This window comes from Sphingobacteriaceae bacterium GW460-11-11-14-LB5 (genome assembly GCA_002151545.1).
GTDB lineage: Bacteria > Bacteroidota > Bacteroidia > Sphingobacteriales > Sphingobacteriaceae > Pedobacter.
Map to the genome: position 1 here is coordinate 5,872,374 of CP021237.1, position 21,611 is coordinate 5,893,984.

Here is a 21,611-nt window from a genome sequence, read left to right on the forward strand (position 1 = left end):
AAGGATTCATTAGAAAAAATAGCCCGTAAAAGGTTTGTTAGTTTAAGCCGTAATGATGTAAAATGGACGAGGTGTGATGTACTATGCCACTATAACCTTTCGTTCGTCATTACTTTATCAAAATTTAGTTAAATAATGTTAAGGCATAATCTTTTAGGAATTTTCATCGTCATATAGATAATCGAAATAAACACAAAATAATGAATAGGTTATTAAATAAAGGATTGGTTGTTTTCGCTGCAGCAGCGATGATAGCAACTTTGAGTATGGAGACTGTTTCGGCACAGCGGCCAAGTAGGAGTGGAGGTTCTTCGAGCGGTGGCAGATCTGGTTCGATAGGCAGCCCATCCAGAGGTGGTGGTGGTATTTCCAGACAACCATCTATGCACGCACCAAGCAGAGGTAGTTATTCGCCAGGCAATGGCGGCCGTCCGCCCAGACCGAATTACAGCTATAACAGACCAGGTTATCGCCCTGGTTATGTGAGGCCGGGTTATGGTTATCGCCCCGGATACGGTAGACCTTATTACAGGCCATATTATAGCTATTATAATTTTTACAGACCGTTTTTAGGCTTCAGGATTGGTGTGTTGCCTTATGGATATTATCCGTTTTATTATGGTGCTAACCAGTTTTACTATTCTGGCGGATTGTTCTATCAGCAAAACAACAGTCAATACGAAGTGGTCACACCGCCAGTTGGTGCTGAGGTTCCGAATTTACCATCAGATGCTAATCTGGTTACCATTAACGGAGTTGATTATTACGAATACAAAGGCGTTTATTATATCCAAAAAGAAAATGCTGATGGTAAAACCGTATATGTGGTTGCCGGAAAAGATGGTATTTTAAATACAACGGATGGACCGGTTGATACGCATAATATAGGTGATATTATTAATCAGCTGCCAGAAGGATGCAGGGAAGTAACCATTAAAAACGAAAAATATTTTGTTTCGCCTGATGATGTTTATTATGAGGAAATAGTAGATGGAACCAATATCACTTATCGCGTAATTGGTAAGTTGTTTTAATCTTAATTTTATCAGTGTCAGATGGTAACATCTGACACCACTTATATATTTTTGATTCCATTTGAATTGTAACATTGAGCTTGTCGAAACGCGTTGTGGGTATTTAAACAGGTCCTTCGTCTACCTGTCCCGATTTATCGGGAGGATTAGGGTGACAATTCAATATTTATGATACCCCACTTATCATTTTAATAGATTCGTTATCCTTAAATTGTTTCAGGATCTATTTTCCTATAATGTAGAGTCGGACATTAGCATCTGGTTGTTATTTATCTGATAATACAGAAAAGCCTAGATCTTCTTAATTTCTTAATGGTAGGACTACTGGTTTTTTTATCATTAAGGAGTTAAGATCATCAAGTTTAGCTGTGCAGTTGGATGTTACCATCCGACCGTTTTTTTTTTAATATCTATAAGAAAGAGGCTATCTTCTTAATGTGCTCAATTTCTTAATGGTATGACTACTGTTTTTTTTATCATTAAGGAGTTAAGATCATTAAGTATTAGCTATGCAGTTGGATTTTACTATCCGACACCACTGGAAAAAGTAGCTTTATTAATGTTCTCCATCTCTTGATGATAGACTTTTTGCAGCAAAAATTCCATATTTTTACGGCCTAAACATTTCGATTTGAAACCTGTATCGCAGCTCTTCCTTGTTTATTCGGTTCTTGCTATTGTCCTCTCCTCCTGTGCAGCAACAAAGTATGCAGCAGTTAAACAAAATGAGGCTAGTATTTCCGCTGTAAAGTTTCTGGATGAATATGTTATGCCCTTAAATCCAATTTTTCAGAATACGGTTGTTGGTGGTTTATCTGGGATTGATTACGATGTAAAGCAGAACCAATATTACATGATCAGTGATGATCCATCGCAGCGGGGTCCCGCAAGAATTTATACTGCACAGATTGATCTTAAAGAAAATAAGATCGATACTGTCCGGATAACTGGTGTGACTTATATGCTGCAAGAAAACGGGAAACCATATCCTCAATACGGTACTGATAAAAGTGTAAAACCTGATGGAGAATCGGTTCGTTTTAATCCCTTAACCCAGCAATTACTTTGGAGTAGTGAGGGAGAAAGGTTATTTAAGAATGGCGATACTACGATAGTTCAGCCTGGTTTAACCTTTATTTCTACAGCAGGAAAGTTTCTGGATACCATCCCAATGCCTAAAGGTTTTCATTTTACTAAAACGGAAAGTGGTCCACGTAAAAATGCTTTATTTGAAGGTTTAACTTATGCCGATCAGTACAAAACGTTATATGCCAGTTTAGAAGAGCCACTTTACCAGGATGGCCCTCAGGCTGCTTTTGAATATGATAAAGCCTTAACGCGGATTTTAAAATTCGATGTAACGACTAAAAAGAATACTGCCCAATATGCTTATCAGCTTGACGCAATGCCTGTTAAACCTACGGTTGAAAATGATTGGAATGTAAATGGAATTTCTGAAATATTAGCCATTAATAATCATAGCCTTTTGGTAATGGAAAGGGCCTGGGCAAAAGGACATGATGATCATACTTTTATAAAACTTTACCTGGTTGATTTGCGTGGGGCCGAAAATGAAATCGATAACAGTTCTTTTGTGCAGCATCCGCCGAAGCCATTAACCAAAAAATTGCTTTTCGACTTTGATTCCTTAAACCGGCATATCGATAATTTTGAAGGCGTAACCTTTGGGCCACAGTTGCCGAACGGGCACCTTTCATTAATTTTTTGTGTAGATAACAATTTCGGGAAAGCTCAGGTGCAACAATTTTTCTTATTTGAGATCCTTCCATAAGGATGATTCCTGTTAAAAATTTATAATGAATAAAATAAAAGCAATACTGTTTGATTTAGATGGTACATTAATTGATTCTGAAAAGTTTCATTTCGATTGCTGGAATAAGTTTTTATGCCCTTACGGGGTGACGCTGGATTTTAAGGATTGGTTAAGCAATTATGCCGGAATCCCCCTGCCTAAGAATGCGAAGACTATCGTAGACCGATATAAAATAGAAGAAGAGCTGGAAGGTTTTATCGATAGAAGAGAAAAGATAACTTTTGATGGTTTTAGAACAACGGATATACAGTTAATGCCTTTCGCGTTAGAATTTATCCAGTTTGCTTTTGAAAAAGGGCTCACACTTGCCGTGGTTACGGCTAGTCCTAAAATGGATGTTGAAGCCGTTTTTGAGCGCAACGGATTGGCAAAGTATTTCAGTTTATTTATTACCAGAACAGATGTAAGTAAATCTAAACCCGACCCCGAAAGTTACAATCTTTGTGTCGCGCGGTTAGGTCTTGAAAAAGAGGAATGCCTTGTTTTTGAAGATACAATAAATGGTGTTAAATCTGCTCTGGCTGCGGGTATTGCCTGTTATGCCATTCAAAGCAATGTACGGGCGCATCAAAAACTTAAAATAGCCGATGAAATATTCCTCAGCTTTGCGAATGCCAAAGAATTTATGATCCAAAAAGGATTAATTTAGTCGCTTCTTATCTTAAAATAAACCTGGTTAAACCTCTTTCTAATAAACGCTACCCAAAGCGTTATCGGTTTGTGCATAAGATAAACCTCATAAATATGTCATCTGGTAAAGGTTAATTATTATGATATAGCTGTTTCCAGCTATGTGCAAAAAGGCTATTTCCAGCTATATACTAACATTTTTATTGACTGTAAATTAGATTTTAAATTTATTTACGCTCCTGGCAAGCCAAAACCATAGTCGCTTTGCGTGTAAATTATTTAAGATGTGCATTTTTTGCCGTCAAGGGAGGGCTATTTGCTAATTTTTATCATCAATCTATATATAACAATTAAAAAAAAATGAAAAAACACTTACACCTTACCGCATTATTTATTCTTATAGCGCTAACCGGAATAGCCCAATCTAAATCTGGCTCGTTTAATAAAGGCGATAACCTTTTTAACATTGGAGTGGGCATCGGTAGTCCGTTTTTTGGTTCGGGTTATACCTCATCGCTACCTGTTAATCCATCAATCAGTTATGAAAGGGGGGTAACAGATGCAATTAGTGTAGGTGGCCAGCTATCGTATGCGAGTTCAAAATACGAAGGTTTTAATAATACTTATAGCTTTAAGGAAAGTGCCATTTATGTTAGTGCAAGGGGCTCATATCATTTTAATCAGTTACTTGACCTGAATCCTAAATTTGACCTTTACGGTGGAGCAAGTTTAGGTTATGTTACGGTGAGTATCAGTGATAACCAGGGATCTTTCGAAGGTGCTGCGAGCGGGCTTGGGTTTGGCCTTTATGCAGGTAGTAAGTATTACCTAAAACCAAGTACAGCTATATATGCCGAATTGGGTTACCAAAGCCTTTCGCTTTTAAACATTGGAATCGCTTTTAAATTTTAAAGCTAGGGGCAGCAGAATAAAGCTGGAATTAGAAATTGAGTTTGTTAGTTGAGTTAATATGGTGGCTGGTAGCAATACCAGCCATTTTTTTAGCCAAATACTTCTTGAAAATTAACTAAATTAGTGGAAAGCAATCGAATCTGTTATGGTAAAAAAAGGATTATGGATTTTATTGGCCACCTTAGCAATGCTGATTGGACTGTATCCGGTAATTTACTTTTTGTTCGATAGAAAATTGGATTGCTAAATTCAAAATCAGTTGAGTTGTTAACAGATACTTTTTGGAACATTGGTTTTTATACCCATATCATCCTTGGAGGAGTCGCTTTATTTATTGGCTGGACACAATTTAGTCCCAAAATGAGAAAATGGAGCATCAAATTACACCGACAGCTAGGTAAAGTTTACGTGATTGCTGTTCTGCTTAGCGCATTAGCAGGTATTTACATAGGCTTTTTTGCAACAGGTGGGTTAATTTCTTCAGCAGGGTTTATATGTTTAGGGATAATTTGGTTTTACACTACCTTAAAAGCTTATTTATACATTAAAAACGGTGAAATTGAACCACATCAAAAAATGATGGTTTATAGTTATGCCGCTTGTTTTGCTGCGGTTACTTTGCGGTTATGGCTTCCGCTATTGACCATGATTTATAGCGATTTTGTAAAGGCTTACCTACTTGTGGCCTGGTTATGCTGGATTCCGAATCTGATTGTTGCTTATATTATAAACCGAAGAACCATTGTTCAATAAAAAAACCGATTTTTGAAATAAAAAAATATGCTAACAGCCATTAACCCCAAATTGCCCATGCGTGATAAAAAAATCACGAGAGATTTTTATGTCAATAAATTAGGCTTTAAAGATCTGGGGAGCGCCGACTTTAAGGAATATCTGATGGTACAAAAAGACCATGTTGAGATTCACTTTTTTTTATTCGAAACGCTTGATCCGAAAGAAAACTACGGGCAGGTGTATATCCGTACCAACGATATTGATGGGCTGTACAAATCGATGCTTGAAAGTAAACAAAGCATTCATCCGAATGGAAGTTTGCAGACAAAGCCATGGGGGCAAAAAGAATTTTCAATGCTCGATCCGGACAGTAATTTACTCACTTTTGGGCAAGAGATTTAAGAGGTGTTCATTGGTCAATAGCTGATCGTTTAATAGAGTAGCTACGCCAAACCCCTGGCTCCAAACTAAATTAGCAACTGTTCGATAGCGATATTGATCAATTCGATAGAATTTTTAACAGCTAATTTCTGCATCATATTACGTCGGTGGGTTTCGACGGTGAGTGGACTTAGAAAAAGCTCTTCTGCTATGCTGGCGGTTGTTTTTCCCTGTGCAATTAACTGAAGGATCTGTTTTTCGCGCTTGGTGAATTTTGGTCGTCCTTTTAAGTCATTTATTGAAGGTTTGGCAATAATTTCTATAACTTCTTTGCTAAAGGCCAGTTCTCCGCTAAGTGCAGTTTCAATGCCATTTTTTAGCTCTTCTACCGAAGCATTTTTTAAAATATACCCACTTGCACCGTTTTGCAGCATCTGCATGATGATGCTTCTTTCGGTATGGTTGCTAATGGCAATAACCACTGTTTTCGGCGACAACTTTTTAACCTGCGCACACAGTTCAATACCATTAACATCGGGCAACATAATATCGAGTAATACAATATCTGCTTCGTGGTTATTCAAAAAGGAAATTAATGCGCTGCCCGACTGAAAACTGCCTGCTACATGCATGTTTTCGAGGTTGTTGATCAAAGAAACGATTCCTTGTATAACAATCGGATGGTCGTCAACAACAGCCAGTTTAATTATACTACTCATAACTGATGGGGATTTCGATATTTATGGTTGTGCCATTGCCAGGATGCGAATCGATTTCGAAAGTACCCTTAAGATAGGCGATCCTGTTTTTAATGTTTTCTATTCCTAATCCCTTTTTATGGGTTGAGGTATCAAAGCCAATTCCATTATCTTCCAGCGTGATATAAAAGCGGTTTTTATTTTCGCTGACCTGTAAAACTACTTCTGATGCCTGCGCATGTTTTAGGGTGTTGGTGAGCATTTCCTGTACAATCCTGTAAATGATGATCTGTTCTTCCAGTGCAATCTGTTTAGAGATATTGAGTGCTTGAAAATCGATGTGCATATGGTTGCTCATCGCCGATTCTGCCAGGTCTTTTAAGGCCGTTTCTAATCCGAATTTTAGTAAGGTTTGGGGCATCATATTCCGGGCAATGTGCCTTAATTCGGTAACAGAACTATCCAGCTGATTAACAATTCTTTGTAACTCTACATCATGCAGTTGCATTTCCCTGTGTTTTGCCCAATTGGATAAGTTAATTTTTAAACCCGATAACATTCCGCCTAGTCCGTCATGTAAATCCTGTGCTACCCGGTTTCTTTCTTTTTCTTCGGCATTGAGCATGGCCTTGCTAATTTCTAATTGTTGTTTTTGTTGTAATTCGGCCACTCTCTGTTTATAATTTATGGCTCTTTGCGCTGCAAGTTTTTTATAGCCCCTAAAGTAAAAGTACAAAAGGATAGCGATGATCAGCAGAAAGAATGATGCTGCGATTAACAGGAATGTTGTTATTTTATTGTTCTTAATAATTAATGCATTTTGTTTCTTTTCTGCATTTAAACTCGCTATTTTTTTCTGGTTCTCTGCATTTTTATATTTAATTTCTAATGCATTAATATCCGCTTTAAGTTTACTATCATTCAGGCTGTCGTTTAATACTTTACTCTTTTTTATCCAGTTATAAGCCTCTTTAATATCACCATTCGCATAGTTTACTTCCGCAAGCGCTTCTGCTAATTTGAGTTTATTCGACGAAAGTGTATTTATTTCAGGCTGATCGACAATTTGCAGCAAGGTTTTTTTTGCCAGCACAAAGTTTTTCTGCTTAAAAAGGATCCTGTATTTCTCAAATATCACTTCCTGTAAAGAATAATTGTCGCTTAGCTTTTCGGCCAGTTTAATGGCTTTATCTGCATCTGATAAAGCAAGGCTGTATTGTTTGGTATTAATTAAATAACGAGTGGTGCTTTTGTAGTAGTCGAGCCAGAATATTGCCATCGGGTAGCCTGTAGCCACATGGTTTGATTTATCCAGTATGGTTTTAGCCAGATCGAGGTATTTTTTGGTGAGATTATAGTTTTTGAGGTGATAATAGTTTCCGGCAGTGGTTAGGTAAGCATTAATCAGCAGGTAATATTTATCCGGAGAAGTCGCTTTTAAGGCATTTAAACCCGCTTGCAGGTAAGGTGTTGCTTTTTCGTATTGGCCAAGGTTTGTAAATATCGTTCCGATAGAGACGTATTCTGTGCCTAAAAAGTCTTTGTCGCCAGCCTTTTTAGAAAGTGGTAAAACGCGGTTAATCAGGATATCGAGTGTTGTTTTAAGGTCGTCTTTGTGCTGTTGTATCAAACCATAGTTGTGCCAAATCATCGATCGCAACCGATAAATACCTTTTGTATTAAACTTGCTTAATAACGAATCTGCATGGGAGAGTAACTTTTCTGCTTTTGCGTAATTCCGGTCCTGGTAAATTAAAGATTCGTACCAATAAGATCTGGCAAAGAGTAATGGATACTTTTTACTCCAGGTTCTTGCCTTGTTCAAATATAATACTGCTTTGGTACTATCATGATCTACCCAGAAATCGGTTAATTTAAAACCAGCTTCGGCTTTAAGGCTGTCGCGGAAGCTTCCATTTAAAATGCGACTCAGACTATCGCTATATTGTTTGTCGGCTGGTTGCAGCTGGGCCCGGCTATTCAGTGAATAGAAAATCAGCAATGCCAGAAAGATGATATAATTTCTCATTAAACTAAAAATGCACGCTTTATTTCTCAACCAGAAATTAAACACAGAATATACCTGAAATCAGGTAGAAAAAAATGGTATTATATGGTTATTGTAAAGCAAAATGCTCATTTGTTTATTTGTAGTTCTATTTTTTTAAATCTAATTATGAAAAACATCAAAATTAAAACATTTGTACTTTCTTTTTTTGCCTTAGTATTAATTACGGGTTTAATGTCGTGTAAAAAAGTTGAGGGAGAGTTGCCTTCAAAATCTTCACACAAGGTTGTTTTTAAACTCGAAGCTTCGGCAGGTAGCAACATTAGTACTGTAGTTTACGGCTATGATAGCCAAATTACTACAGCAACAAGCCTTAGCGGAACCACCTGGACAAGCCAGGAAATTACCGTACCAGCCGGAACCATTTCTATAAACATTGCTGCAAATGCCATGGGTGCCAATGCAAATTCTACTTTAAAAGCACAGATTTATGTAGATGGCGAATTAAAAAGAGAAGGTACCTCTAGCGGAGCAATCTTAAGCGCATCAGCATCGTTAGGCTTGTAGTTGGTTCATTAGTTGGTCATTCATAGTTGAAAATTACCAACTGCTAACTGAAAACTCTTCTCTGAGTCTCGTTCATTAGTCCATTGGGCTTGTTTGGATTAGGTCAAAACATTTTATCATTAAAGTAAAATGTTTTCATACGCTCCTCAACCTATGGACTTTTGAACTTTTACCGCATTAGCCTATTCACCTTCAATATTTGATCTATTGAACCATCAGCTATTGGCAAGCGCAACAACTGATAAACCAATGACTAAGAAACTGATTTCTATTCCCTAATCGACTTTCAGCTTTCCGCCTTTTTTCCCTACATTTGGCTAATCAAAATTCTCAAAAAATTATGCAATACGATGTCGTTGTTATCGGTTCAGGGCCGGGCGGTTATGTAGGCGCAATCCGTTGTGCTCAGTTAGGTTTAAAAACTGCAGTTGTCGAAAAATATAAAACTTTTGGCGGTACTTGCTTAAATGTAGGTTGTATCCCATCTAAGGCTTTATTAGATTCTTCAGAGCATTTTCACAACGCTGCTCACACATTCACTACCCACGGTATCAACTTAAAAGATTTAAAGGTTGATATGAAACAAATGATCGCCCGTAAAGACGATGTTGTTGCTCAAAATACAGCAGGTATCACTTATTTATTCAAGAAAAACAAAATCGATTCTTTCGAAGGTGTTGGCTCTTTTGTAGATAAAAATACCATCCTGGTTACTAAAGCCGATGGTTCTACAGAAACGTTATCTGCTAAAAATGTAATCATTGCTACAGGTTCTAAACCAACAGCTTTACCATTTTTACCAATCGATAAAAAACGCATTATTACCTCAACTGAGGCTTTAAATATTAAAGAAGTGCCAAAAACGATGGTCGTTATTGGTGGTGGTGTAATTGGTTTAGAGTTAGGTTCGGTATACGCCCGTTTAGGTACAAAAGTATCTGTTGTAGAATTTTTACCATCTATTATTGGTACGATGGATGCTGGTTTAGGTAAAGAACTTCAACGTGTGTTAAAGAAAACTTTAGGCATGGAGTTTTACATGGGCCACAAAGTTACCGGCGCTACTACTAAAGGTAAAACCGTAACCGTTACAGCTGATACCCCTAAAGGCGAATCCATTTCTTTAGAAGCCGATTATTGTATTGTTGCTGTTGGTCGTACGGCTTATAGCGAAGGTTTAGGTTTAGATAAAATCGGTATCACTGTTGAAGAAAGAGGCAAAAAAATCCCGGTTAACGAACATTTAGAAACTTCAGTTAAAGGTGTTTATGCCATTGGTGATGTAATTACCGGTGCGATGCTGGCACACAAAGCAGAAGATGAAGGTACTTATGTTGCCGAAACAATTGCAGGTCAGAAACCACATATCAATTATAATTTAATCCCTGGTGTGGTTTACACCTGGCCAGAGGTTGCTTCTGTTGGTTTAACCGAAGAGCAGTTAAAAGAAAAAGGAGTTAAATATAAAGCAGGTTCATTCCCTTTCAAAGCCAGCGGACGTGCAAAAGCAAGTATGGATACAGATGGTTTCATTAAAGTTTTGGCCGATGCCGCTACTGATGAAGTTTTAGGTGTACATATGATTGGCCCACGCGCTGCAGACATGATTGCCGAAGCCGTTATTGCTATGGAATTCCGTGCATCTGCAGAAGATATTGCACGTACCTGCCATGCACACCCAACTTATACTGAAGCCTTAAAAGAAGCGGCACTTGCTGCAACTGATAACAGAGCGATACATATTTAATTGATCGATGTTACTGTCGATTAATTAAAGTTAAATATTTGGGCATGCCCCAAGCTGCGCAAGGGTCGGGCTATACGTTTCAATCTTTTGTTGTGCTTTCAGCTAACCACAAAAGGATTTACACTGCTATCCCTCATGCAAAAATCTAAAGCCGATAAGAAATTGTCGGCTTTTTTAATTTTAGAGTTGTCAACTTTCTAGCAAACTGGTTATTAAAGTTGACAACTCTTTAACAATGACATTTCTTTTCTTGAAACCTCCAATTGAGTGAAGATCTGCATTGTTTGCCCACAAGACTTTATTTTATTCTCTTTATATTTTCTTAATAAAATGATAACAATTAGCGCCTAAAAAATAGCGTTGTATGCGGCTATTTTTGCGGTTCAGATATTAAAAAACCATGAACTGTAAAAAACTATTTGGCGCAATCCTGATTGCTTCATTGGCATTTACTGCCTGCAAAAAAGATCCAACTGATGATCCGATTGTAGATCCTCCGGTGGAAGCCATCGTTCCTGAAAAAATCGACAGCTTTAAAGAAACCGCTTCTATTGATTTAGGTGGAGAATTTGCTTCAGAAATTTCTGCTTACGATCCCTTAACAAAAAGACTATTTGTAGTAAGCAATGATGGGGCTACCAAAGTTGACGTAGTTGATATGAGCAAATACCCAACCCTTACCAAATTGCAAACTTTAACCTTTGCCGGTAATGCGGGCATTAACAGCGTAGCAGTTAATAATGGTTTACTGGCAATCGCCTTAAATGGTGCAGATCCACAGGGAAATGGCGATGTAGTGGTATTAAAAACATCAACTTTAGCAGAAGTAAAAAAAATCACAGTAGGTGCCATGCCCGATATGGTCACTTTTAGCCCTGATGGAAACTATATTTTATCAGCTAACGAAGGCGAACCGAATGATGCTTATACTGTTGATCCAAAAGGAACCATTTCAATCATCAATATCAAAGACAATTATTCGGTTAAAACATTGGATTTTTCGGCTTTCGAATCACAAAAAGCAACACTGCTTGCAGGTGGTTTCAGAATTTATGGCTTAAATGCAAGTTTTACGCAGGATATCGAACCCGAATACATTGCCGTAAGTGCTGATTCTAAAAAAGCATATGTAACCCTACAGGAAAATAATGGTGTTGCCGAAGTAGACATCGTTGCAGGAAGCATCACCAAAATTAATCCATTGGGTACTAGAGACATCAGTTTGGCCGAAAATGCTTTTGATGTAAGCGATAAAGACAATAAAAAAGTTTTAGGTACCTGGCCCATCAAGGCTTTCTATCTTCCAGATGCCATTTCATATTTCAGCACAGGTGGTAATGCTTATTTAGCCCTGGCTAATGAGGGAGATACCAGAGCCTGGAAAGGTTATGATGAGGAAGTTCGTGTAAAAAGCTTAACGCTTGATGCTGCTAAATTTCCAAATGCAGCTACCCTTAAATTAGACGAAAACCTGGGAAGGTTAACCGTAAGCAAAGCCTTTGGCGATATAGATGGCGACGGCGATTACGATGACTTATATGCAACCGGCGGAAGAAGTTTAAGCATCATCAATGCCAACACAGGTGCCCTGGTGGCCAATATTGGTAAAGATTTAGAGCAAAGGGTAATTGATGCAGGTAAATACGACGACGATCGTTCTGACAATAAAGGTGTAGAAGTAGAGGGCGTTACTGTTGCGCAGGTTAACGGACTAACCTTAGCCTTTATTGGGATGGAACGTGTAGATATGATTGCGGTTTATGATGTATCTACCCCAGCGACACCAAAATTTGTTCAGCTTTTCTCAACAGGTGATGCGCCTGAAGGTTTACTGCTTGTTAAACCAAAAGATAGCCCGAATGGGAGAAGTTTGTTAATTGTGTCAAACGAGGCAGATGGTACTGTTCGGTTCTATCAGCCCGATAAAATATAGTCGCGCTATCCTTTATTAATTATTATGTTTTAACCCCGGTTTTATATCGGGGTTTTTTGTTTTTTCTCTTGTCGTCATTTCGACTGGAGCCGCCGGTTTTCATCGGTGGCGAAATGGAGAAATCTACAAAAGGCGATACACCATCTTCTTTAGAAGATCTCTCTCCCGAAAGTTCGGGACTGCGCTACAGTCGAGATGACGATTAACGCATGAATGTATACTTTTATTTTCTCAAGATTAAGCCCTATATTGCGGTACATAATAAAACTTTAGGGGTGCCTTCAAATAAGTCGGCTGAGAATATACCCATTTTATAGGTGAAAGGTAAAAGGTAAAAGGCGGAAGGTGAAAAACCATATGCCCTAAACCTTACACCCTATGCCGTATAAATGAACCTGATCCGGATAATGCCGGCGTAGGAAATTAGTTTGTCTGCAAAAATTGCGTAAAAATGCATACTGCATTTGAAGACTCCTGAAGTTATACAACAAAATGAAGTCTTTCGCAATGAATTATATCAACGTATTAACCATAGCAGGCTCCGATAGTGGAGGTGGTGCAGGTATTCAGGCCGATTTAAAAACCTTTTCTGCTTTGGGTTGCTTCGGTACTTCAGTAATTACGGCAGTAACCGCACAAAACACAATGGGCGTGCGATCCGTGCATGGCATTCCGGCAGGAATCATCAAAGATCAGTTACAGGCGGTTTTAGAGGATATAGTACCTGTTGCCATTAAAATCGGAATGATTAATCGTGCCGAAGTGGTTCAGGTTATCGAAAAGGAATTAAAAACCTATAATCAGTATGTTCCCGTTATTTTAGATCCGGTTATGGTAGCCACCAGTGGCGATCGGTTGATCGAAGCTGATACGGTTACCCAATTGGTTAAAAAATTGTTCCCCTTGGTCACACTGGTTACCCCGAATATCGATGAGGCCATTATCCTTTCCGGGCAAGAAATCCATAACCTCGAGGACATGATTGCTGCGGGCAGAAAAATTATTGAAAAAGGGGCAAAAGCCGTTTTGATAAAAGGAGGACATTTAATCGGGCCAATCATTTACGATGTTTTTATGGCCGGAAAGGAGGCACCTGTGATATTAGAAAGTGCATTTATTGCTTCTAAAAATCTACATGGAACAGGTTGTACACTTTCTTCGGCCATCGCTGCAGAAATGGCTAAGGGCAGCAGTTTATTAGCCGCGATTAAAAATGCAAAAGGTTATATCAGCCAGGCCTTACAAACAGGTAGCGAAGTAAAAACGGGTAGGGGCAACGGGCCATTAAATCATTTTTTCGAACCTTTAAAACTAATTATCCAATGAAATGGAGCGAACAGGCATGGGAACGCGTAAAACCCGTTTATGCCAGGATTTTAGCAATGTCTTTCAATATAGAATTAAGCAATGGCAGCTTGCCTACAGAAAAGTTTATCTTTTATCTGGCACAGGATGCCTACTACTTGTTGGAGTTTGGCCGAACCTTAAGCACCATTAGTAGCCGTATGCAGGATGCAGATTTGGTGATGGCCTTTGCCAGATTTTCTACAGGTGCAATTTTTGCCGAGCGTAGTTTGCACGAAAGTTATTTTGTAGAATTTGGTTTAGCTAACCAAGTGCAGCCGACTCCATCTACACTGTTGTACACCAGTTATATCCTTAGTCAGGCTGCCTATGCCAATGTAGAAATTGCAGTAGCGGCTGTTTTGCCCTGTTTCTGGATTTATAAGGCAGTGGGCGACCATATTTTTGCACAGCAAAATGGCGATCAGAATCCTTACAAAAGGTGGATCGATATGTATGCAGGTGTCGAATTTGCTGCTGCAGTAGAAAAAGCGATTGATATTGCCGATCAACTGGCAGCGCAGGCTAATGCAGCCACTAAACAAAAAATGCTGGAGGCTTTTGATATGGCAACCCGTTTAGAATGGATGTTTTGGGATAGCGCTTATGGACTGGAAAAATGGAAAATCTAAGATTTTAACCAGGCGAGCTGTAAATATTTTGATAAAATGTTAAAAACCTGTCGGTATTTCCAATAGATTTAAAGAACTTTGTAGTTCATTTTATAATTTAAAACATCACTTTGGAAGAAAGCAGGCAAGAACAGGGCATTTTAAGTAAACAAGAAGATAAACCTGTATTAGCGCAAAGCTCTCCAAAACAAGTACGTTTCGCCATATCTGCCTTTTACTTTATGCAAGGGGTTTGTTTTGCCAGTTGGGCCAGCAGGATACCAACTTTTAAGGCGTCGATGGGCCTGAACGATGCAGAATTAGGTTCCATTCTTTTTGCATTGCCCGCAGGGCAGATTATTACAATGTTTTTTTCGGCAAAACTGACCACTCATTTTGGTAGTAAGAAAATGCTTGTGGCAACTGCACCGCTTTATGCAATTGCATTAACTTTTTTAGCACTTGCCACAACCGGTTGGCAGTTGGCTGCTTTTTTAGTGCTGTTTGGTATAACTGGTAACCTTTGTAACATCGCTTTAAATACGCAGGGTGTTGCAGGTGAGAATTATTACGGCAAACCGATTATGAGTTCTTTCCATGGGGCCTGGAGTATTGGTAATTTAACCGGGGCTTTAATTGCGCTCGGACTGGTTAACCTAAAATTAGGTATGTATAGCCATTTTTGGATTATTGCACTGCTATCCTTAAGCAATGTTGCCTTTAACCGGAAAAAGTTACTGAACTATAAAAAACCAGATGCCGTGGTGGAGAAGACCAAGTTTTTTACCATGCCGCAGGGTATTTTAGTGTTGCTGGGTGTTATTGCCTTTTGTAGCATGGCCACCGAAGGCACCATGTTCGATTGGAGCGCTATTTATTTCGAAGATGTTGTGAAATTACCGCATAATAAGGCCATTATTGGTTATGCATCGTTTATGTTTATGATGGCCAGTGGCAGGTTTTTAGGGGTGTTTTTAATCGGTAAATTCGGGCGGAAAAATCTCCTGCAAATTAGTGGTGCCATTATATCAATAGGGATGGCGCTTGCCGTCATATTTCCAAATATCATCGTCGCCATTTTTGGCTTTATGCTTATTGGTCTGGGTGTTTCGAGTATCGTGCCAATGGTATACAGCATAGCAGGTAACAATAAAAAAGTGCCCGCTGGTAAAGCCATCACCATGGTTTCGAGCATTGGTTATTTTGCATTTTTATTTGGCCCGCCATTAATAGGCTATGTATCGCAACTATCAAGCCTGCGTTATTCTTTCGGGATTATTTCTGTTTTTGGTTTGCTGATTACTTTCCTGATCACAAAAATAAAAGCAATAAATTAGGTGTTAACGAGGATAAGCAATAAGTGAAATATTCTTTCATTTGGTGCACAAACCCTTGTTCGTAAATTCAATTGGCGGGAACACGAAGTGCAGCGGAGTAAAGCATAAAGCGGAACTTTCAGCCTTCAAGAACCACAGGCTAATCATTTCCTAATTTCAAAACACTACTTTTCGTTTGGAGCGCAATACCTGTACATTACAAAAAGTTTCTTCCCGTTTTACACTTTTACGCTTCGCTGCCTCGTTCCTCGTTGCTGCAGGGTAATGTTTCAACCGGGGCTACGTGGCCAGAGCAACATTTCATTTGTAGGGTAAAATGGAGCGCAAACCTTTGTTCGTAAACCCGATTGGAGCGGACACGAAGTGCAACGGAGTAAAGCGTAAAGCGGGACTTCCAGCCTCCAAGAACCACAGGCCAATCATTTCCTAATTTTAAAACACTGCTGTCATTTGAAACGCACTCATTGCTACGGAGTTCGCTTATTACTTGTATTCTACTCTTTCTTCACCAATCCATGTTCTTTCAGGGCTGCAATAGCCAGCTCGATTAACCTTAAGTTTTCGTCCTGATGCCCATGCTGTACCTCTACATTAATATAAGGAATGTTATTTTGCATGGCATAAACCGAAAGCGAACCATCGTTGGAAACAAATTTAGATTGAAGAATTACATTTACATTCGCCTTTTTTAAACTGCTGAATAACCTTGGCTCGGTGACGTAAACAAGATCATCGCCATCCATCTGGAAGTTGATATAAACGGAGTCGGCCGTGCTGGCTAAATCGTAACCGGGCAAATAAGAGGAAATACCGAAGCCACCATCGGCATTGTTATGTAGTGTTAAAAAATAACCGGTCGCTTTTGGATTGTAAAAATCAACGATCTGTTTGCCCGCGTTAAGGATTGCTTTTTCAACTTCGTTTGAGCTGAAAAGATCTTTTTTTAACCTTGTTTTTACGCCTACTTCAGTGTAAATGGCGTTGGGGTCTATACGATATTGATCATCCATATAGGTGAAATAATAGTCTCTAACGCTACCATACTGACTGTCGATGAGCTCGCCGCCGCTCCAGCGGATATAATCAAAACCTGCTTTCACACCAGTATCTTCATTGTCGTGAACGACTAAAAACTTAATGCCATTGGGTTTGTAACTGTACTTTACCAGTGTAATATTCAGATTTGCCACCTTAACGAATACCGAATCGGAAGTCATTGCAGGGAAAACTGGCGGGTGTTGTGCTTTAACCAAAAGGGTGGAACAAATGAGGAACAGGCTAAAAATGAATTTAAACATAATGCCTAATATACAATGTTGCTGCATAATTTGTTTGAAGACAACATTGTATAATTATCTGGGCATGAAACAAATGACAAGAAGTCAAGTTTTTAAAACTTGACTTCTTTGAAAGGCCATAAAAAAGCCCCGATTTGGGGTCGGGGCTAAATTGATTGTTAATCTGGATGTTTATTAATGTCCGTGATCTAAATCGTATTCGTTAACATCTTTGTGATCATATGGTTCCACCATTAACTCATCGATGGTTTTTCCTTTTTTGTTGAAACCAAGGCGCTCTAACATTCTATCGAACATTAAGTACACTACCGGTACCACAATTAAGGTTAAGAATAATGAACTGGTTAATCCACCTACGATAACCCAGGCCAAACCATTTTTCCATTCGGCACCTGCACCACTTGCCAGCGCAATTGGAAGCATACCGAATACCATGGCGATGGTGGTCATTAAGATTGGTCGTAAACGTGCGTGGTTGGCCAAAACAAGCGCTTCCTTGGTTTCTTTACCTTCAGCCTTTAAGTGGTTGGTAAAATCGACCAGGATAATCGCGTTTTTCGCTACCAGACCCATTAACATGATTAAACCTAAAATGGTGAAGATACCGATTGAGTTATTGGTTAAAGCTAAGGCTAACAATGCGCCGATTACCGCTAAAGGCAGCGAGAACATTACCACTAACGGATAGATAAAACTATCGTAAAGCGCAACCATAATCAGATAAACCAATATGATCGAAGCCAGTAAAGCGATACCTAAAGTACCAAAACCTTCACTCTGGTTCTCCTGATCACCCGCCCAGCTATAACTTACGCCAATTGGGGCTTTAAGTTTGCCATTTTTTTGCAGCTCTTCTAGTTTTGCCTGGAACTCAGCAACCACAGTTCCTGTTGGTCTACCAATTGACTGGGCCTTAACGGATACCGAAGTAGATTTATTTAAACGCTCTAACTGACTCGGGCCTGAACCTTCAGTAATGGTTGCAAACTGTGATAACTTAATCTGTTTACCATCGCTATTTACAAAAATCAGGTTTCGAACGTCATCAATGTTCTGGCGGTTAAAGTTTTGATACTGAATATTGATATCATACTCGTACTCCCCTTTACGGTATTTACCATCGGTATTACCCGCAAAGGCCGTTTGCATGGTAGAACCTACGGTTTGTAAAGTTAGGCCAACAGCCGACATCTTATCGCGGTCTACCTGAACGTTGATCTCAGGAGTTCCTTTTTCTACCGATAATTTAATCTCTGTTGCACCCGGGATAGCGGCAAGTACTTTTTGCGCACCTTCGGCATATTTTAGGGCACTATCTAAATCAGAACCCATTACCACCAACTGGATTGGTGCGTTTTCTGCAATACCCAAAATACTGATCGGAACGGTTTTTACTTTTGCCCCAATTAATTCTTTAGCCAAAGCACGGCTCATTTTCGTGGCGAAAATATCAGAAGAAACACCTTCACGCTGATCGCGTTCAACAAGCTTCACGTTGATCTCCGATTTATAAGCAGTAGCCTGTGTTCCACCAAAATCACCGGTCGATTGTCCAACAGTAGTAATTAATTGTGTAATTTCTGGTTGTTTATCTAAGAAAGCTTCTGCTTTTTGCGTTAAGAAGTTGGTTTGCTCTAAAGAAGCATCTTTTGGTAACTCTAACTGCACCAGGAACTCCCCTTTATCTGATTTAGGGAAGAACTCCGATCCGATAAAACCACCTACTAATAATCCACATGAGCTAAAGAACATCACCACAACAATAATTAATGTTAAGGCTTTGTGGTTTAACGACCATGTTAAAATACTGGTAATCCAAAGGGTAAATTTCTTTAACTGTTTTTCGAACCAAAGAATGAAACGGCCGAACAGGTTTTTACCTTCAATACGTTCTAACTTACCGAAACGAGAGAAGATCAATGGTACAATGGTAAATGAAGCCACTAATGAAAGTAGGGTAGCTATAATTACCACGATGCAGAACTGACGTAGAATGTTCGAAACCAAACCTGTACTTACCGCAATCGGGAAGAACACCACCACAATTACGAAGGTAATGGATACAACCGTAAAACCGATCTCTCTTGTCGCATCAGATGCTGCCCTTACCTTGTTTTTACCCATTTCCATGTGACGCTGGATATTTTCCAGTACCACAATCGCATCATCCACCAGGATACCTACCACGAGTGATAGTCCCAATAACGACATTAAGTTTAAGGTAAAACCAAATAAGCTGATTCCGATAAAGGTAGCGATTAATGAAACCGGAATCGATACCATTACAATTAACGCGTTACGTAAACTGTGCAGGAAGAAAAGCATTACGAAAGCCACGAGGATAACCGCCAGGATTAAATCGTGGATTACCGCATCAGCTGATTCTAAGGTAAAGATTGAACTATCGTTAACAATTCTGATGTCTAATTTATTTGCTGCGTATTCAGTTTTTAATTTGGCAATAATGGCATGTACACCTTTACTCACTTCTACCGCATTCGCATCACTTTGTTTAATGATCTGAATAGCAATAGACGCTTTACGATCGATACGTGCCAGTTTTTCGGTTTCTTTTTGCGAATCCTGAACGTCGGCCACATCACCTAAACGGATTTGAGCCCCATCTTTAGTGGTCGTTAAAACCAGGTTTCTCAACTCTTCCATGCTTCTGTATTTACCCGATAAACGGATCAATACATCCTGGTTTTGGGTTTTAACACTTCCTGTAGGGAAATCTAAGTTAGAGCTTAAAATTAATTGCTGTACCTGTGGAACAGAAAGGTTATAACCTTGTAATTTATCAGCATTTAACGAAACCTGAATTTCGCGTTCCGAACCACCAACCAGGTTTACCTGTGCAATACCACTTACCCTCGAAATTACCGGCGCAATACGTTTATCAATTAAATCGTAAAAGGTAATATCATCCATATTGGCCGATGCCGACATGGTAATTACAGGTAAATCATCCAGAGAGAATTTACTCAATGATGGTGTTTTTACATCCTCAGGCAGATCAGAAAGAATGGCATTTACCTTTCTTTGTGCATCATTTAAGGAAATATCGATGTTTGCTGCATCAGTTAAGGTGATGGTAACCGTAGATAAACTCTCAAACGATACAGAGTTTATTTTCTTGATGTTTTCCATCGATGATACCGCATCCTCAATCTTTTTGGTTACGGTATTTTCAACCTCGTTTGGTGAAGCACCAGGGTAGATGGTCGAAATAGATACTACGTTGTTAGAGAATTTTGGAAGTAATTCATAACCCAACGAAAAGTAACTTAGTAGCCCAAGCAGGGTCAGTGCGGTAAACACCACAATAACCAGCGAAGGCCTTTTTATAGATATATCTGTTATCTTCATTTTAATTAGTATTGCGTTTTGCGTAAATATTGGCCCTTCACTTCGACTCGCTCAGTGCAAATAAGCTCAGGGTGACAAACTGTAAACTGAAAACAGCCAACCGGACTATTTTACGATACTAACGGCAGTACCTTCAGTTAAGTTAATCTGTCCGCTGGTGATTACAGTTTCACCTTCTTTTAAGCCATCAAGAATTTCAACATTGTCTCCTAAAATACGGCCAGCTACCACATTGCGGGTTTTAGACGTATTGTTAGCTTTATCCAATACAAAAACCTGGTTGCTGCTTACACTACCTACAAATGATGTACGTGGAATAAGGATGCTTGGCGCCTGTTTAGGGAATTTAAATATGGCAGTTCCGTACATACCGGCTTTTAAAGTGTTTTTTTGACTGTTCTCTACTTCAATTTCGATCGGGAAGTTTAAAGTTGCATCGGCTTTGGCAGCGATGAAAGTTACTTTTCCGGAGAAATTATCCGTTGGGAAAACCGAAGATTTGATGTCGATCTGATCGCCGATTTTAAGATTGGCCACCTGCGATTCGTTCACATTTACTTTTAGTTTTAATTTAGAAACATCAACCAATTCGAATAACTGTGTACCCTGCGTATTTACAAAGGCACCCACTTCGATATATCTTTTGTTTACGATACCGTTAATAGGTGATTTTATATTAGCATCACTTAATCTTCTTTGCGAAGCCTGTAAGCGAAGTTTTGCATTTCTTGTAGCCAGTTTAGCCTGATCTAACTGTTGTTGAGTAACACCACCAGTTGAGAATGAGCTTTGGTATCTGGCCTCATCTCTTACTGCATTCTGGTAGTTAGCCTCAGCAGTTTCTCTGTCGGTATTGATAATTTCGGCATCAACACGGGCTAAAACCTGCCCTTTGCTTACACGGTCACCCTCATCAACATAAATAGCCGTAACACGACCTGCATTTTCTGATAAGAAGTTAAGTTCTTGTTTAGGAATAAAGTTTCCGTTTGCACTGAAATCTAAATTCACAGCTTTTCTCTCTACTTGAGCAACACGAACGGCAACAGCGCCACCACCTTTAGCAATGAAAGCAGTTTTTTCTTCGTTCTTCTTTTTATTGTTGCTTAAAACATAAGCTATTGCACCAAGGGCAACAACAACTACGATAATGATGGTAATTACTCTTTTCAT

At 39.1% G+C, this 21,611-nt stretch carries 16 protein-coding genes and 1 pseudogene; 12 read left to right on the top strand and 5 right to left on the bottom strand.

Annotated elements, in window-relative coordinates; translation table 11 throughout:
* The first annotated feature begins 200 nt into the window (after positions 1-200).
* The 6 genes and pseudogenes from CA265_24105 to CA265_24130 all read left to right on the top strand — a co-directional run bounded on the left by CA265_24105 (position 201) and on the right by CA265_24130 (position 5,547).
* On the top strand, positions 201-1,034 hold the full coding sequence (locus CA265_24105; GenBank protein ARS42578.1) for a hypothetical protein: 834 nt from the start codon (positions 201-203) through the stop codon (positions 1,032-1,034).
* A gap of 631 nt (positions 1,035-1,665) precedes the next feature.
* Complete coding sequence (locus tag CA265_24110) at positions 1,666-2,826, top strand: hypothetical protein (GenBank protein ARS42579.1); 1,161 nt, start codon at positions 1,666-1,668, stop codon at positions 2,824-2,826.
* Between the two features lie 25 nt (positions 2,827-2,851).
* Positions 2,852-3,517 carry a hypothetical protein gene (locus CA265_24115; GenBank protein ID ARS42580.1) on the top strand — a complete coding sequence of 222 codons (666 nt, stop codon included), beginning with the start codon at positions 2,852-2,854 and terminating at the stop codon, positions 3,515-3,517.
* Positions 3,518-3,858: 341 nt separating this feature from the next.
* Positions 3,859-4,410, top strand: coding sequence for a hypothetical protein (locus CA265_24120; GenBank protein ID ARS42581.1), 552 nt, complete (start codon positions 3,859-3,861; stop codon positions 4,408-4,410).
* A 145-nt stretch (positions 4,411-4,555) separates the two neighbouring features.
* Positions 4,556-5,163 (top strand): annotated as a pseudogene (locus tag CA265_24125) (hypothetical protein).
* A gap of 27 nt (positions 5,164-5,190) precedes the next feature.
* Complete coding sequence (locus CA265_24130; protein ARS42582.1) at positions 5,191-5,547, top strand: glyoxalase/bleomycin resistance/extradiol dioxygenase family protein; 357 nt, start codon at positions 5,191-5,193, stop codon at positions 5,545-5,547.
* A gap of 65 nt (positions 5,548-5,612) precedes the next feature.
* Here CA265_24130 and CA265_24135 read toward each other — a convergent pair whose 3' ends face one another.
* A complete protein-coding gene (locus CA265_24135) occupies positions 5,613-6,245 on the bottom strand; it encodes a DNA-binding response regulator (protein ID ARS42583.1) in 633 nt (210 codons plus the stop codon).
* Positions 6,238-8,253, bottom strand: a complete 2,016-nt coding sequence (locus tag CA265_24140; GenBank protein ID ARS42584.1) for a hypothetical protein — start codon at positions 8,251-8,253, stop codon at positions 6,238-6,240. The genes CA265_24135 and CA265_24140 overlap by 8 nt, the downstream gene beginning before the upstream one ends.
* 147 nt (positions 8,254-8,400) lie before the next feature.
* Between CA265_24140 and CA265_24145 the strand changes: the two genes are divergently transcribed.
* The 6 genes from CA265_24145 to CA265_24170 all read left to right on the top strand — a co-directional run bounded on the left by CA265_24145 (position 8,401) and on the right by CA265_24170 (position 15,771).
* Positions 8,401-8,799 carry a hypothetical protein gene (locus CA265_24145; GenBank protein ARS42585.1) on the top strand — a complete coding sequence of 133 codons (399 nt, stop codon included), beginning with the start codon at positions 8,401-8,403 and terminating at the stop codon, positions 8,797-8,799.
* 340 nt (positions 8,800-9,139) lie between these two features.
* Positions 9,140-10,546 (top strand): dihydrolipoyl dehydrogenase, encoded by a 1,407-nt coding sequence (locus CA265_24150; protein ID ARS42586.1) that lies wholly within the window; start codon positions 9,140-9,142, stop codon positions 10,544-10,546.
* A 400-nt stretch (positions 10,547-10,946) separates the two neighbouring features.
* A complete protein-coding gene (locus CA265_24155) occupies positions 10,947-12,479 on the top strand; it encodes an alkaline phosphatase (protein ID ARS42587.1) in 1,533 nt (510 codons plus the stop codon).
* A gap of 492 nt (positions 12,480-12,971) precedes the next feature.
* Complete coding sequence (locus CA265_24160) at positions 12,972-13,805, top strand: bifunctional hydroxymethylpyrimidine kinase/phosphomethylpyrimidine kinase (GenBank protein ID ARS42588.1); 834 nt, start codon at positions 12,972-12,974, stop codon at positions 13,803-13,805.
* On the top strand, positions 13,802-14,455 hold the full coding sequence (locus CA265_24165; protein ID ARS42589.1) for a thiaminase II: 654 nt from the start codon (positions 13,802-13,804) through the stop codon (positions 14,453-14,455). The genes CA265_24160 and CA265_24165 overlap by 4 nt, the downstream gene beginning before the upstream one ends.
* A 110-nt stretch (positions 14,456-14,565) precedes the next feature.
* Positions 14,566-15,771, top strand: coding sequence for an MFS transporter (locus CA265_24170; GenBank protein ARS42590.1), 1,206 nt, complete (start codon positions 14,566-14,568; stop codon positions 15,769-15,771).
* Positions 15,772-16,265: 494 nt separating this feature from the next.
* Here the strand turns inward: CA265_24170 and CA265_24175 are convergent, their stop codons facing one another.
* From CA265_24175 to CA265_24185, 3 genes are all read right to left on the bottom strand, one after another.
* The gene (locus CA265_24175) at positions 16,266-17,069 is read right to left on the bottom strand and encodes a hypothetical protein (GenBank protein ARS42591.1); all 804 of its coding nucleotides are present in this window, start codon (positions 17,067-17,069) and stop codon (positions 16,266-16,268) included.
* A 174-nt stretch (positions 17,070-17,243) separates the two neighbouring features.
* Positions 17,244-20,438 (bottom strand): acriflavin resistance protein, encoded by a 3,195-nt coding sequence (locus CA265_24180; protein ID ARS42592.1) that lies wholly within the window; start codon positions 20,436-20,438, stop codon positions 17,244-17,246.
* A 105-nt stretch (positions 20,439-20,543) separates the two neighbouring features.
* Positions 20,544-21,611: an efflux transporter periplasmic adaptor subunit gene (locus CA265_24185; protein ARS42593.1), complete on the bottom strand. Its 1,068-nt coding sequence runs from the start codon at positions 21,609-21,611 to the stop codon at positions 20,544-20,546.